This window comes from Kitasatospora sp. NPDC089509 (assembly GCF_044749365.1).
Taxonomy (GTDB): Bacteria; Actinomycetota; Actinomycetes; order Streptomycetales; family Streptomycetaceae; genus Kitasatospora.
In genome coordinates this window covers 16,937-30,836 of sequence record NZ_JBIVHS010000037.1, presented here as the reverse complement: position 1 = coordinate 30,836, position 13,900 = coordinate 16,937, and the positions used below count along the sequence as shown (strand labels likewise).

Annotated in this window: 13 protein-coding genes; 6 read left to right on the top strand and 7 right to left on the bottom strand. The window is 74.3% G+C overall.

Annotated elements, in window-relative coordinates; translation table 11 throughout:
• The first annotated feature begins 13 nt into the window (after positions 1-13).
• Together ACIP4P_RS41990 and ACIP4P_RS41985 are read left to right on the top strand one after the other, a co-directional pair.
• Positions 14-1,345, top strand: a complete 1,332-nt coding sequence (locus ACIP4P_RS41990; RefSeq protein WP_400928774.1) for a cysteate synthase — start codon at positions 14-16, stop codon at positions 1,343-1,345.
• A gap of 257 nt (positions 1,346-1,602) precedes the next feature.
• Positions 1,603-1,953: a hypothetical protein gene (locus ACIP4P_RS41985; RefSeq protein ID WP_400928771.1), complete on the top strand. Its 351-nt coding sequence runs from the start codon at positions 1,603-1,605 to the stop codon at positions 1,951-1,953.
• Positions 1,954-1,991: 38 nt separating this feature from the next.
• Here ACIP4P_RS41985 and ACIP4P_RS41980 read toward each other — a convergent pair whose 3' ends face one another.
• The gene (locus tag ACIP4P_RS41980) at positions 1,992-2,969 is read right to left on the bottom strand and encodes an Lrp/AsnC family transcriptional regulator (protein WP_400928768.1); all 978 of its coding nucleotides are present in this window, start codon (positions 2,967-2,969) and stop codon (positions 1,992-1,994) included.
• A gap of 126 nt (positions 2,970-3,095) precedes the next feature.
• On the opposite strand from ACIP4P_RS41980, the gene ACIP4P_RS41975 reads away from it, so the two are divergent.
• On the top strand, positions 3,096-4,568 hold the full coding sequence (locus ACIP4P_RS41975) for a carboxylesterase/lipase family protein (RefSeq protein WP_400928765.1): 1,473 nt from the start codon (positions 3,096-3,098) through the stop codon (positions 4,566-4,568).
• 35 nt (positions 4,569-4,603) lie between these two features.
• Here the strand turns inward: ACIP4P_RS41975 and ACIP4P_RS41970 are convergent, their stop codons facing one another.
• The 4 genes from ACIP4P_RS41970 to ACIP4P_RS41955 all read right to left on the bottom strand — a co-directional run bounded on the left by ACIP4P_RS41970 (position 4,604) and on the right by ACIP4P_RS41955 (position 8,839).
• Complete coding sequence (locus ACIP4P_RS41970) at positions 4,604-5,218, bottom strand: hypothetical protein (protein ID WP_400928762.1); 615 nt, start codon at positions 5,216-5,218, stop codon at positions 4,604-4,606.
• Between the two features lie 262 nt (positions 5,219-5,480).
• The gene (locus tag ACIP4P_RS41965) at positions 5,481-6,542 is read right to left on the bottom strand and encodes an LLM class flavin-dependent oxidoreductase (RefSeq protein ID WP_400928759.1); all 1,062 of its coding nucleotides are present in this window, start codon (positions 6,540-6,542) and stop codon (positions 5,481-5,483) included.
• A gap of 229 nt (positions 6,543-6,771) precedes the next feature.
• On the bottom strand, positions 6,772-7,161 hold the full coding sequence (locus tag ACIP4P_RS41960; protein WP_400928756.1) for an SCO5389 family protein: 390 nt from the start codon (positions 7,159-7,161) through the stop codon (positions 6,772-6,774).
• Between the two features lie 133 nt (positions 7,162-7,294).
• Entirely contained in the window at positions 7,295-8,839 is a 1,545-nt protein-coding gene (locus tag ACIP4P_RS41955) for an MFS transporter (RefSeq protein ID WP_400928753.1), read from the bottom strand.
• Between the two features lie 392 nt (positions 8,840-9,231).
• Here ACIP4P_RS41955 and ACIP4P_RS41950 point away from each other — a divergent pair, with 392 nt between their 5' ends.
• Positions 9,232-10,026 (top strand): class I SAM-dependent methyltransferase, encoded by a 795-nt coding sequence (locus tag ACIP4P_RS41950; RefSeq protein WP_350515934.1) that lies wholly within the window; start codon positions 9,232-9,234, stop codon positions 10,024-10,026.
• 73 nt (positions 10,027-10,099) lie between these two features.
• Here ACIP4P_RS41950 and mscL read toward each other — a convergent pair whose 3' ends face one another.
• Positions 10,100-10,495, bottom strand: a complete 396-nt coding sequence (mscL, locus tag ACIP4P_RS41945; protein WP_350515933.1) for a large conductance mechanosensitive channel protein MscL — start codon at positions 10,493-10,495, stop codon at positions 10,100-10,102.
• A 186-nt stretch (positions 10,496-10,681) separates the two neighbouring features.
• On the bottom strand, positions 10,682-12,244 hold the full coding sequence (locus ACIP4P_RS41940; protein ID WP_400928748.1) for a DHA2 family efflux MFS transporter permease subunit: 1,563 nt from the start codon (positions 12,242-12,244) through the stop codon (positions 10,682-10,684).
• 135 nt (positions 12,245-12,379) lie between these two features.
• On the opposite strand from ACIP4P_RS41940, the gene ACIP4P_RS41935 reads away from it, so the two are divergent.
• Both ACIP4P_RS41935 and ACIP4P_RS41930 read left to right on the top strand, forming a co-directional pair.
• Positions 12,380-13,378 carry an Lrp/AsnC family transcriptional regulator gene (locus ACIP4P_RS41935; RefSeq protein WP_400928745.1) on the top strand — a complete coding sequence of 333 codons (999 nt, stop codon included), beginning with the start codon at positions 12,380-12,382 and terminating at the stop codon, positions 13,376-13,378.
• A gap of 151 nt (positions 13,379-13,529) precedes the next feature.
• Positions 13,530-13,835 (top strand): hypothetical protein, encoded by a 306-nt coding sequence (locus tag ACIP4P_RS41930; RefSeq protein WP_400928742.1) that lies wholly within the window; start codon positions 13,530-13,532, stop codon positions 13,833-13,835.
• Positions 13,836-13,900 lie beyond the last annotated feature (65 nt).

Here is a 13,900-nt window from a genome sequence, read left to right as displayed (position 1 = left end):
GAACCTCCTTTCCATGATTCGCGACGAAGACGCTTCCCACTGTTCCCTGGTCTGTTCCTCGTGCGCTCTCCGCACGCCGGACGACGGCGTGTCCCTGGCCTGCCCGGAGCCGCACGGGCCCGCGCTGCTGAGAAGCGACTACGGTGACCGCCCCTTCGCGCCCGACCGCGAGGTGGCGGGGATCCACCGCTACCGCGACTGGCTGCCGATCCGCCGGGTCGTCGCCGACACCGGCCGGACGGTCGTCTACCGGAGCGAGCGGCTGGGCGGCTTCCTGGGCCTGAGGAATCTGTGGATCGCGTTCAACGGCTACTGGCCGGAGCGCGGGGCCGGGCTGACCACCGGCTCCTTCAAGGAGCTCGAAGCGGCGGCCGTGCTCGGCCGACTGCCCGAGCGGGCGGGCACCCTGGTGGTGACCTCGGCCGGCAACACGGCGGCGGCCTTCGCCGAGCTCTGCTCCGTCCACGGGGTGCCGGCGGTCGTCATCGTCCCGGCGGAGGCGATGGGCCACCTGCGCTCGCGGGTGCCGTACGCCGAGCACTCCGGTGCGGTCAGCATCGTCGCCGTCGAGCAGGCGGACTACGCGGACGCCATCGCGCTCGGCGACGCCCTGGCCGCGCTGCCGGGCTTCGTCCCGGAGGGCGGCACCAAGAACGTCGCCCGCCGGGACGGGCTCGGCACCGTGATGCTCGCCGCGGCCGAGGCGATGGGCGGGCTCCCGCAGTACTACGTCCAGGCCATCGGCAGCGGGGCGGGCGCGATCGCCGCCCACGAGGCCGCCGTCCGGCTCCGCCGGGCCGGCGTCGGCGGGGACGGTCCGCTGCCGCGCCTGATGCTGGCCCAGAACGCCGGCTTCGCGCCCGTCTTCGAGGCCTGGCGGACCGGTCGGCGCTCCTGGGAGACCACCGCCCCGGACGAGGACCGCGCGGCCGCGCGCAGCGCCTTCGCTCCCGAACTCACCAACCGCAAGCCGCCGTACGACGTCCCGGGCGGTCTGCGGGAGGCGCTGAGCGAGAGCGCGGGCGAGGTGTTCACCGCCGACGGCGGCGAGGCACGCGCGGCGATGGCCACCTTCCTGGAGCTGGAGGGCATCGACATCGAGCCTCCGGCGGGCGTCGCCCTGGCCACCCTGCGGACCGCCGTACGGGACGGCCGCGTCGACCCCGCGGCGCCGGTCCTGCTCAACATCACCGGCGGCGGCCGGGCCCGGCTGGCCGCCGAACACCGGCTGGTGTCCAACGAGCCGACCCTGGTGGTCCCGCGCGACGCCGTGCACACCCGCCTCGCCGAGATCGCCGAGCGGACCGGCCGGCCCGCCGCCCTCAGCGGGCCGCTGTCCCGCTGACCCGGCCCGCTGTCCCGCTGACCCGGCGCGGGGGGGGGGGGGGCCGCGGGGGCCCCCCGGGGGGCGGGCCCCCGCCCCCCCCCCCCGGCGCCCCCCCCCCCCCCGCGCCGGGGGGGCCCCCCCCCCCCCCCCCGGCCCCCCCCCCCCCCGGCGCCTCCGCCAGTCGGGCCGGCCGCACTGGTCGTAGCGGGCGAAGTCCTGATCCCGGCCCGGCTGTTGCGGCACGGGGATCCGTTCGGCGCCCTAGAGTGTCGGGTATGCCGCTCGTCGACGTGACCCATGCCCCCACCGTGCCCGAGGCCCTACTCCGCGAACTGGGTGCCGTGCTGCCCCATCTGGTCTCCCTGGCCGTGGAATGCCCCGAGGAGCCGTACGACGGCGACCTGCAGCCCGGGGACGTCGAGGTCCGCTTCCGGCCGCTGGGCCCGCTGGACCTCAGCGGCCTGCCGCTGGTGATCGAGATCAAGTCGAAGTGGTTCGCCAGCCGGGCGGCCGACCGCCAGGAGCGGGTGGACACCCTCCACGCGAACCTCCGCGCCGCGACCGGCTTGGACGACTTCGGCATCTACCTGTCGCTCCCGGTCGCCGCCTGGTCCCAGGGGGACTGACCGCTCATCGGCGGTCGGGCCCGTCGGCCGGGCGGGCGTCACGCCTCGGGCGGGCGGATCCGGCCGGTGCGCTTGACCGTGCTGAGGATCCGGGTGACCTCCAGGCCGCGGATGTCGTCGATCGCGCCGACGGTGCCGGTCAGGAAGGCGTAGAGCCCGCCGAGGTCCTCGGCCGCGACGGCGACCAGCAGGTTCGCCGCTCCGGTCGTGGCCGCCGCGAACCGCACCTGCGGATGGCGGCTCAGCCGCTGCCCGACCGCCTCCAGGCTGCCGGGGCCGGTGGCGATCCAGAGCAGCGCCTCGGTGTCGATGCCCAGCAGCCGCAGATCCAGTTCGCAGGCCAGCCGCAGCATGTGGCCGGCGGTGAGCTGGTCCAGGCGACGGCGCACGGTCGAGGCCGAGGTGCCCAGCCGGGCGGCCAACTCACCGTAGCCGGTGCGGGCGTCCACGATCAGCTGGTCGATCAGCGCCTCGTCCAGCGGCTGGATCGCGGGCGCGGCGGCGGGCTCGTCCGGGAACGGGGTGAGCGAGGAGAACTGCTCGGTGCTCAACAGCCCGGCGCTCCAGACGAATCCGGCCGGGAAGACCTTCATCAGGTCGTAGGCGTCCCAGGACCGGACGTCGGCGGTGGCGGGCAGGTCGCGCAGCAGCAGCGCGGTGCGGGCCCGGGGGCCGTCGAGGAAGAGCACGCTGCTGATCTCGTCACCGCCGCCGAGGACGTCGATCCACACCGTGTCGGGCCGGCGGGCGAGCCCCGCGGCGATCGCTCTGACCCGGCCGGGACGGCAGCGGATCCGGAGAGCCATCGGGATCAGGTGCGGGAAGCGGTCGGGGTTGCGTACGGCGGTGGCCCGCAGCGTGCCGTCGTGCAGCAGCGGCGTCGCGCGGCGCACGACGGTGCGTTCGGACAGGCCCAGGGTCTCGGCGACCGTGCGCCAGGAGGCGCGCGGGGACGCCATCAGTACGGCGGCGATCCGGCGGTCGGTGTCGTCCAGTTCGGTTCTCGGCTGTCCCACATCCAGCAGAATCTCATGACCACTGGCGTATATCACGCATCGATGTGCCGATTCTCGCCGCTTTCCGCCGTCCGACGATAGACCGGATTCGCCAGGAACCGGCAAGGAACAAGGAAGGCGATACCCATGGACCTGATCGAGCGCCCCGTCGTGAGCACCGAGTCCGGCCGCGTCCGCGGCACCGCCCTGGGCGGCGTGGCCGCGTTCCGCGGTGTCCCGTACGCGGCCTCGCCGGTGGGGGAGCGGCGCTTCGCAGCGCCCGCGCCGCACCCGTCCTGGCCGGAGCCGCGCGAGGCGGCCGCCCCCGGCCCGGCGGTCCCGCAGCGCCCCTCCCGGCTGGAAGCGGTGATGGGCCCGCGCACGCCGGACTGGAACGAGGACGGCTCACTGACCCTCAACGTGTGGACCCCGCGCCTGCCCACCGCCGACGCCTCCCCGCGCGCCCTCCCGGTCCTGCTCTGGTTCCACGGCGGCGGGTTCACCAGCGGCTCCGGCGGCTGGGACTGGTACGACGGCGGCAGGCTGGCCGCCGCCGGGGAGGTCGTCGTGGTCACCGCCAACTACCGCCTGGGCCCGCTCGGTTACCTCCACCTGCCGGAGCACGGCATCGAGAACCTCGGGGTGCAGGACCAGGCCACGGCGCTGGCCTGGGTGCGGCGCAACATCGCCTCCTTCGGCGGCGACCCCGGGCGGCTCACCGTCGGCGGCCAGTCGGCCGGCGCCTTCTCCGCCCTCCACCTCGCCCTCTCCCCGGTCACCGGCCCGCAGATCAGCCGCCTGATCACCCAGAGCGGCCCGTTCGGCCTCGCCCCGCAGGACCCCGGCGAGGCCGCCGAGCACACCCGCCGCTACCTCGACCTGCTCGGGCTGACCGGCCGTCGGGACCTGCCCGCCGCGCTGCGCGCCCTCCCGGTCGAACACCTCCTGGCCGGCTACGACCGGCTCTCCCAGGACCTCTCCCGCGCGGGCAACGTCGCTCCGCCGATGTACCCCGTCCTCGGCGGCTGCGGCATGCCGACGACCTGGCAGCAGGCCCTGGCCGACGGCCGCCTCGACGGCAAGGAGCTGCTGACCGGCACCACCCGGAACGAGATGACGGCCTTCTTCGCCTTCGACCCGCGCATCCGCACCGTCACCGCCGACCGGGCCCGCGCCATCGCCGCCGGCCAACTCGCCGACGGTGCGGCGCGGTTCGACCGCATCGCCGCCCGGCGCCCGGACGCGGCACCGAGCGAGGTGCTGACCGAACTCAGCACGGAGCTCCTTTTCCGCGACGACACCCTCGCCATCGCCGACCACCACGCCGCGGCCGGAAACCCCGTCTACGTCTACCGGTTCGACTACGCCCCGGCCGACGACCCCGCCCGCCTGGGGGCCGCGCACTGCGTCGAACTCCCCTTCTTCTTCGACACCTTGGACGCCTACCCGGCCAGCCCCATGCTCGGTATCTCCAGCGACGCCCCCGCCGCCGCCGCCCGAGCGCTCGGCCGGGCCTTCTCCCACGCGGCGGCCACCTTCACCGCCACCGGCCGCCCCGCCGTGCCCGACTGGCACCCGTACGCGCCGGGCGACCCGGCGACCGTCCGGCACTTCGCCTGACGCACCCGGGGCGGGGCAGCGCGGAGCCGCCCCCGCTACGCCCGGTGGCGCTCTGCGAGGTGGCCGTAGCCGCCCGCCGTCCAGACCCGGTGCCGGAACTCCTGGAGGCTGAGCGGGCCCGCCCCCTGGCCGGCGGTGGGCGGGAAGTGCGCGGTGCCGCAACGGGAGCAGTACCAGGCGGTGGACCAGAGGCGCTCGGCGTGGGGGCGTCCGGCCAGTGCGCGGTTGGTGGAGACGCGGAGCAGGAGGGCGGTGGCGAGCAGCACGACCGCGAGGAGGAGGGCGAGGCCGGAGTACAGCTGGAGGGAGTCGGCCTCGGAGGCGGCGGACGGGTCGAGGAGGCTGCTGCCCGCGAGGAGCCTGTCGCGGGAGGTCTCGAAGTCGCGCTGGGAGTCGGCGGTGAAGTACAGGAAGCCCGCCCCGAACAGGGCGACGGCGCCGAGTGCGCCCGGGATGCGCTCGGGGTGCCGCTCCGGGGCGGGTGCCAGGGCCCGGGCGAGGTTGCTGGCCACCTCGCGGGTCTCGGTGCGCCACCGGTCGTCCCGGCGGGTCCGGACGGTCTCGACGGTCAGCCCGGCGCGGTACTCGGCCGCCACACTGCGGACCTGGTCGGCGAGCCCGCAGGTCGGACACGGCTGCAGCGACGGCACCGCCGGCCGGGGTGGTGCCGGTGGCCGGGGCGGTGCCGCCGGCCGGGGCGTTGGTACGGGCCCGGGCTTGGAGGCGGGTACGGCGTCGTGCGGTCCGGTCATGGTTCCCCCCATGAAGTCGACGGGTCGGTCGTACCCGCAGGGACGCGCACGGGCCCGGCCCGGTTGCGGCGTGACCCGCGGTCGGGGGGGCGGGAGGCCCGCCGGGGATGCGTCCCGGCGGGCCCGTGGCCTCGCTCCCGGTCCCGAGTCCCGGGTGTCCTCAGCGGTCCGCGCCGGGTGGGGCCGAGCGGGACCAGCCGAGGGCGGGCCCGAGATGGGTGGCGAGGTCGGTGAGGATCTGCACGTAGTCCTCGGGGTCGAAGGAGAACGGGAGAGCGAAGGCCACCTCGTCCACCTCCCGGTAGCCCGCGTGGGCGTGCAGCCGCTCGGCGAGCTCCTCCGAGCTGCCGACCAGGTCGGGGGCGAAGAGCAGTCCGGCCGGACCCTGCGGGGCGAGGGTGCGCGGGGTGCGGGCGAGGGCGTAGGCGTGGTACTTGGCGCGCTGCTCGGGGGTGGCGCTGTCGGTGGGGATGACCACCAGGCCCTGGGAGACCCGGGCGCGTTCGCCGTCGGGGTGGTGGGCGCGGAAGGCGCGGATCTGTTCGGCCTGGATCTCGGCGAAGTCCGGTGCGGGAGTGGCCGGTTCGGGAGCGGCCGGTTCGGGCTTGACCACGCTGCTGGTCAGCAGGTTGAGCCCGTGCTCGCCGGCCCAGCGGGCCGAGCGCAGGCTGCCGGCGCCGTACCAGAGCCGGTCGGCCAGGCCGGGGGAGTGCGGCTGGACGCGGCGCGAGTACACCTCGATGCCCTCGGTGCCGGCGAAGTCGGAGGCGTCCTCGCCGCGGACCAGGGCGAGCAGCCGTTCGGCGCGCCCCTGACCGAAGTCCTCGCGGTCGCCGGTGTCGGGGTAGAGCGCGCCGCGCACGTGCTCGTAGTGGGTGGGCGGGCCGACGCTGAAGCCGGGGTTGAGGCGGCCCCCGGACAGCAGGTCGACGGTGGCGAGGTCCTCGGCGAGCCGCAGCGGGTTCTCCCAGCCGAGCGGGGTGACGGCGGTGCCGAGCTGGATCCGGCTGGTGCGCTGACCGGCGGCGGCCAGGACGGTGAGCGGGGAGGAGATCCCGTACTGGAGGTGGCGGTGGCGCAGCCACGCGCTGTCGAAGCCGAGCTGCTCGCCGAGGGTGATCAGGTCGAGGGTGTCCTCGTGGCCCCGGCGCGGGTCGGCCTCGTCGAAGAGGCCGATGGTGAGGAAGCCGAGTTTCCGCAGCGGGCGTGGGGTGGGCGGCATGGTGGCGGCTCCGCGTGGCAGCTGGCGGCCCCGGGCGGGGCCGGACGGGTGGTGCCCGTCGAACGTACGCAGGCCGCCGGCGGTTCGACAAGATCGGCGGGCGATCCGGACAAGGCGGTGAAACGGGCCGCAACGCGGGGCAATCCACGGCAACACGGCGCAACATCCGGGCCGGATGCGAGGCTCGGCCCCGCCCGTCGTGACGGACGGGGCCGAGCGGGCCGCCGGATCAGCAACTGCGCAGCTCCGGGCTCTGGTTGCGGATCTGGTTGTGCAGCGAGGTGAACTCGCGGTACGCCTCGCTGTCCTCGGAGCCGGGCCGGAAGGCGCCGACGCGGTGGCAGTTGACGAAGGCGAGCTTGACGCCGAAGTGGTCCTCCAGGCTGCCGCGGATCGCGTTGCTGGCCAGCGCGCGCAGCAGCTGGGCGCGCTGCTCGTCGCTGGGGGTGGTGTTGTCGGTGGTGAACTCGGCTTCGCCGTCGGCGAGTTCGGTGCTGAGTCCGGCGACGACCTGGTAGGCGTACGGGAGCGAGGCGCGGACGGTGTCGAGGAAGTCGGCCTCGTCCACGCGGCCGTCGCGGGCCTGGTCGAGCAGGGCGGGGGAGACGTCGAGCGACATGGAGGTCCTCTTTCACGGGTGCGCGGGCGGGGAAGCCGAGGGGCCGGCGAAGAGCCGACGCATGACTGACGGACGGCTAACGAAGATGAAAACCGTTTGCACAAGCGACTCTCCTGGACGCCCCGACGCCCTGTCAAGTACCGCCCCCCGAAGGGCTGACCGGCGCGGCCTGCGGCACCCGCCGCACCTTGATGACGAACACCGCGATCAGCACCGCCAGCGACGTGAACACCAGACCCATCTGGAAGGCGGTCGCGATGCCGTGCACCAGCACCTCCGAGGAGTACGGCGCCGGCAGCGTCCCGCTCGCCCTGAACTCGGCGGCCTGCGCCGGAGTGGCCTGCCGGAGGAACGCCGCGACCTGCTGCCCGGCCTCGTTGCGGCTCGCCGTGCCGTACACCGTCACCAGGATCGACAGTCCGAGCGAACCGCCCACCTGCTGGGTGGTGTTGAGCATTCCGGTGGCCGCGCCGGTCTCGTGCGGGGCCACCCGGGAGACCGCGGTGAGCAGCGCCGGGACGAAGATCGAGCCCATTCCGAGGCCGAACAGCAGGGTCGGCCCCAGGATGCCGCCCGCGTAGCTGCTGTGGATGTCGAGCCGGGTCGCCCAGATCACCCCGCCCAGCACCAGCAGCGAGCCCGAGACCAGGAACGGCTTGGGCCCCCAGCGCAGTTGGTTGCGGGCGGCGAACTGGGCGGCGGCGATGATCGCCACGCTGATCGGCAGGAAGGCGAACCCGGCCCGCAACGGGCTGAAGCCGAGGATGTTCTGCACGAACAGGGTGATGAAGAAGAAGATGCTGAACATCGTCGCCGAGACGCACAGCATCAGCCCGTACGCGCCGGAGCGGTTGCGCTCGCGGAACAGGTGCAGCGGCGTGATCGGCTGCGCCACCCGCCGCTCGTTCACCAGGAAGGCCGCCAGCAGGACGACGGCCAGGCCGAAGGCGGTCAGCGTGACGGTGTCCGTCCAGCCGTGGTCGGAGGCCCGGATGAAGCCGTACACCAGCGAGACCATGCCGCCGGTGGCGGTGAACGCGCCGGTCAGGTCGAAGCGGCCGGGGTGGCGCTCGGACTCGTTGATGTAGAGCGGCGCCAGCAGGGCGATCGCGATGCCGATCGGCACATTGACGAACAGCACCCAGCGCCAGGACAGCCAGGAGGTCAGCATGCCGCCGAGCAGCAGACCCACCGCGCCGCCCGCGCCGGCGACGGCGGAGTACACCCCGAACGCCCGGTTGCGTTCCGGCCCCTCCCTGAAGTTGGTGGCGATCAGCGCCAGCGCGGTCGGCGAGGCGATCGCCCCGCCCAGCCCCTGCAGCGCCCGGGCCGCCAGCAGCCAGGCGGAGGACTGCGCCACCCCGCCGAGCAGCGAGGCCAGGCTGAAGACCAGCACGCCGACGATGAACACCCGGCGGCGGCCGAGGATGTCGCCGGCGCGCCCGCCGAGCAGCAGCAGGCCGCCGAAGGTGAGGGTGTAGGCGTTGATGACCCAGGACAGGTCGGTGGTGGAGAACTTCAGCGCCTGCTGGATGTGCGGCAGGGCGATGTTCACGATCGTGATGTCGAGGACCACCATCAGCTGGGTGGCCGCGATGACGGTGAGTGCTATCCCTGGGTGCTGGCCCCGACGGGCGGTCGCGGGCGAAGCCTCGGCCAGGGCGCGCGAAGAGGCCATGGCAGGTCCCCCAATGGGTTCCGGGGGTGGACGAGGACCGGGGGCGGACTCGTTCACCTGTACCTGTACCGACGGTAGACCCGGGGAATAGGGAACACAACCGTTCATTAAGGGCATGTACCTGCTTAGCGGGCAGGCGCGGAGGTCCGCGTACCCGGGGGGTGGACAGCGGTCCGTGCGGATCGGCGACCCTGCGGCATCAGGATGAAAAATCCCGCCGACACAGCACACTCGGTGACCGATCCGCCGCCCGACCGGGGCCCGGAACGTACCGTGAGCGCCGCTACCGGCCCGGAGTGCACGGACGCCGCCGGAATGCTCCATTGCCCTGGTGCCCCACCCGGTGCCGGCAGCGGCGATCGCGACGAGGGCACCCCGAGGAAGGAGAAGCCGTGGAAGGCGCCGAGGTCGGCAAGCTGGCAGCGCTGGAGGACCACCACTGGTGGTACCGGGAGCGGCGCGCCCTGCTCGCCCGGGAACTGGCCGGCATCGGCCGGACCGGTACGGCGCTGGACATCGGCGCCGCCGCGGGTGGCAACACCCGGGTGCTCCGGGCCCACGGCTGGAAGGGCGTCGCCGTCGAGTACGGTCCCGAGGGCGCACGGATCGCCCGGCAGCGCGGACTGGCCACGATCCGCTCCGACGCCCGCCGACTGCCGGTCGGCAGCGGCACCGTCGACCTGGTGGTCGCCTTCGACGTCCTGGAACACATCGTCGAGGACGACCGGGCGATGGCCGAGATCTACCGGGTGCTGCGCCCCGGCGGGCTGGCCCTGATCGCCGTGCCCTGCGACATGAGACTGTGGTCGGCCCATGACGAAGCCGTCGGCCATGTGCGCCGGTACAGCCGGGAGACCCTGCGGAAGCTGGTGACCGCCAGCGGCAGCGTGATCGAGTCGATGCACAGCTGGAACGTGCTGCTCCGGCCGGCCGCCGCCTGGCGCCGTCGCAGGAGCACGGGCAGTGACCTGGACGACGTGCCCCGGCTGGTCAACCGGGTGCTCCGCGCGGTCATCGCGGCCGAACGCCACCTGCCGGTCAAGGCGCTGCCCGGGGTCTCGCTGCTCGTGCGGGCACGCAAGCCGCTCGGGGTCGACGTCTTCCCGGTCGAGCACGTGGTCGTCCCCGCCACCCGGGTGCGGCTCGGCGACGACTCCGCCAGGGCGCACGGTCTCCGCACCGGCTGACCCGGCCGAATCCTTCCGCAACCCACCGCGGCCCGCCCCGTGCGAACGGGGCGGGCCGGGAACCGTCGGACCGTCAGGCCTTCGGCGGCGGGTTGCGCATCAGGTCGCGCATCTGGGTGAGCAGCTCGACCTCGGTCAGCGGCTCCTCGACCGGCGGCAGGCCGGCCTTGCGCCGCTTGCGCTCGGCCAGGTGGTTCAGCGGCGCCACCACGGCGAAGTAGAGCGCGGCCGCGATCAGCACGAACGCGATCAGCGCGTTGATGAAGGCGCCGTACTTGAAGGTGCTGTGGTTCAGCGTGAAGGTCAGCGCGGAGAAGTCCTGCTTGCCGAAGATCGCGGCGATCAGCGGCGTCAGCAGGTCGCTGACCAGGCTGTTGACCACCGCCACGAAGGCCGCGCCCATGACGAACGCGACGGCGAGATCGATCACGTTCCCGCGCATGATGAACTTCTTGAACCCCTGCAGCATGTCCGCCTCCTCGAAACCGCGCCTTCCCTCTAGGGTTCGGGCGGGTCGGACGGACGGCCCGTCGGGACCGGCCGTCCGGGTGAGTGAGCGGGCCGCCTCCTCGCCGTCGCGCGGCGAGGTGCGGTGCGCCGTCGCGCGGCGGGCGCCGGAGCACCCACCGCGCGACGAACCCCACGAGGACCCGGGTCAGCGGCCCGCGGCCGCCGCGGGCAGCGTCGCCTCGGGTGCGGTCGCCGCCGAGCCGGTCGCCACCGGTGCCGCGGGGCACCCGTCCTCCGCCGACCGGCGGCCCACCAGGACGAACACCAGCACCGCGCCGAGCAGCCCGAGCCCGCCGGAGACCAGGAACGAGTCCCGCAGACCGACCGCGAAGGCCTGGTGCACCAGCTCCGTCACGGCCGCCACCTGGCCCTGCGGGGCGTGGCCGATCACCGCGCCCGCCTGGCCCGACGTCAGCGCGTCGGCGGCCTGCTTGGCGTTCGGCAGCACCCCGCCGCGCAGGTGGTCCTCCACCCCGGCCTGGAAGACCGCGCCGAGCACCGCGATGCCGAGCGCGTTGCCCAGCTGCCGGGCGGTGTTCAGCGCACCGCCGGCCATCCCGCTGCGGCGCTGCGGCACGGCGGCCATCGCCGCGGCCGCCATCGCCGGGGTGGCGAGTCCGACTCCGGCCCCGGCCACCGCCAGGCCCGGCGCCAGCACCGGCCAGCTGGAATCCGCCCCGATCAGGGCCTGCAGCAGCGCGCCGACCGCGATCAGCAGCAGGCCGCCGCCGATGGTGAGCCTCGGCGAGGCCCCGTGCAGCCGCCGCCCGGCCACGGCCGCCACCACGAAGGCCAGCGCGCTCATCGGCACCAGCGCGAGCCCGGCCGCCACCGGCCCGAGCCCGCGCACCGACTGCAGCCAGAGCGAGGTGTAGACCAGGTAGGAGAAGGCGGCCACGGAGAGCAGCATGCCGCCCGCGAGCACACCGGTGAAGCCCGGGTTGCGCAGCAGCCCCAGGTCGAACATCGGGTTGCGGCCCTTGAGCTCGGCCAGCACGAACACCAGCAGCGCGACCGCGCTGAGCGCGAACAGCCCCAGCGTGCTGGTGGAGCCCCAGCCGTCCGCCGCGCCCCGGATCAGCGCGAAGGTCAGCGCGCCGGCCGCCACGGTGAAGCTGACCAGGCCGGGCAGGTCCAGCCCGCGCGCCTGCGGGTCGCGGGACTCCCGCACCGCGCGCAGCGTCACCACCACCGCCAGCACGCTGATCGGCAGGTTGATGAAGAAGATCCACCGCCAGCCCAGGTGCTCGGTCAGCAGTCCGCCGACGATCGGCCCGGCGGCCGCGGCCGCGCCGTTCACCGCGCCCCAGACACCGAACGCGATGCCCCGGTCCCGGCCCTGGTAGGAGGTGTTCAGCAGGGCCATGGTGGTGGCGAACATCGCCGCGCCGCCTATTCCCTGCAGGCCGCGGAAGAGGATCAGCTGACCCCCGGTGTCGGCCAGTCCGCAGGCCAGCGAGGCCGCGGCGAACAGGCCGAGCCCGCACAGGTACGTCCGCCGCCGGCCGAACCGGTCGGCCAGCGAGCCGGCGCCCAGCAGCAGGGCCGCCAGCGCCAGCGCGTAGATGTCCAGCACCCACTGCAGGTCGGTGAAGCTGGTGTGCAACCCGGTCGCCATGTCGGGCAGCGCCACGGTCACGATGGTGACGTCCACCAGCAACATGAACGCCCCCAGGCTCACCGCGGTCAACGGCAGCCACTTGCGCATTTCGTCTTCTCCTGGATCTCTCTGGATTCCGTTGTCGAGTCGGGAAGACGGTGCCATCCGGATCGCCGAGGACCCCCACCAGGGTGCCCGGGGTGGCGGAAACCGATCACCGGCAGCGCTGGCATGATGGATTCCATGCCCATCACTCTTCTGGATGACCTGGACCAGGCACTGGTGCAGGCGCTGATGCTCAGCGGCCGGGTGCCGTTCAGCCGCCTCGCCGAGGTGCTGGAGGTCTCCGACCAGACGGTGGTCAGGCGCTATCGACGGCTGCGCGGCGAGGGGCTGATCCGGGTGATCGGCCGGCCGGTCGGCCACCGGGTCGGGCTGGTGGAGTCCTGGCTGCGGCTGCAGTGCCCGCCGGACACCGCACTCTCGGTCGCCGACGCGCTGGCCCGCCGCCCGGACATCTCCTGGGTGAACCTCAACTCCGGCGGCACCGAGGTGCAGTGCATCACCCGGGCGCGCTCCCGGGAGGAGCACGACGAACTGCTGCTGCGCCAGCTCCCGCGGACCCGCCGGGTCGTCGCGATCACCGCGCACAGCGTGCTGCGCTCCTTCACCGGCGGCCCGCGGCACTGGCGCGGGCTGGACGTGCTGACCGCGCGCCAGCTCGCCGAGCTGGCCGATCCGGTGCCCGAGCGGCACGGCGAGCGGGTCCGGCTGGACGCGGCGGAGCAGGCGATGTTCGCCGTGCTGGCCCGGGACGGCCGGGCCGGCTACCCCGAGCTGGCCCGGGCCGCCGGGCTCTCCGAGTCCACCGCCCGCCGACGGCTGGACCACCTGCGCGAGCTCGGCGCCTACTACCTGGACGTGGAGGTCGACCCCCGGCTGCTCGGCTTCGAGACCCAGGCGACCCTGATGATCACCATCACCCCGGCCGCCCTGGCCGCCGCGGGCGCGGCCCTGGCCACCCACCCGCAGGTCCCGTTCGCGGCGGCGATCACCGGCTCGGCCAACCTGGTGGCGATCACCATCTGCCGGGACAACGACGCGCTCTACACCTACCTGACGGAGCAGATCGGCGCGCTGGAGGGGGTGCAGCACGTCGAGGTGGTGCCGCAGCTGCGCTCGGTCAAGCGGGCGGGCATGCTGATGGACGGCACCCGGCTGGTGGACCCGCCGACGGCCTGACGCGACACCGGCTCCGGCCCCTTCCCGCGTCCGCCCCTCGGGTGCTGCCGGACCGGCGCCCGGCGGGATCCGAACGAGTGGGATTGGGTCGGCCCCGACGGGGCACCCGCTCCCCGGGGCCGAGGGGCGGCCGCGCGAGGAGGCGGACAGCATGGGCGGGCGGAAACGGGACGAACTGCCGTCAACCGAACGGGAATCGGGCCGGAACCGTGCACTCGACGCCCGGCTGCGCCGGTTCGGGTTCGGACTGCGCGGCCGGGCCTGGGGCGCGATGTGCGGCGTCCGACCCCGTACGGTGCTGGGGCTCGCCCTGCTGTCCCTGGTCCTGCTGGCCGCCGGCCTGCGGGCCTCGGCGGCGCCCGTGCCCTGGGCGCTCACCGGCTGCTGGGTGCTGGCCCTCGCGATCGCCTTCGCGGTGCTGTGCGCCTGCGCCGAGGGCCGACGGACGAAGCGGTAGCCCCGGCCCCGGCCCGTCGTCGTACGGAGAACTCGAACAGCGGTACGCATTCACTCGGGTGCGCA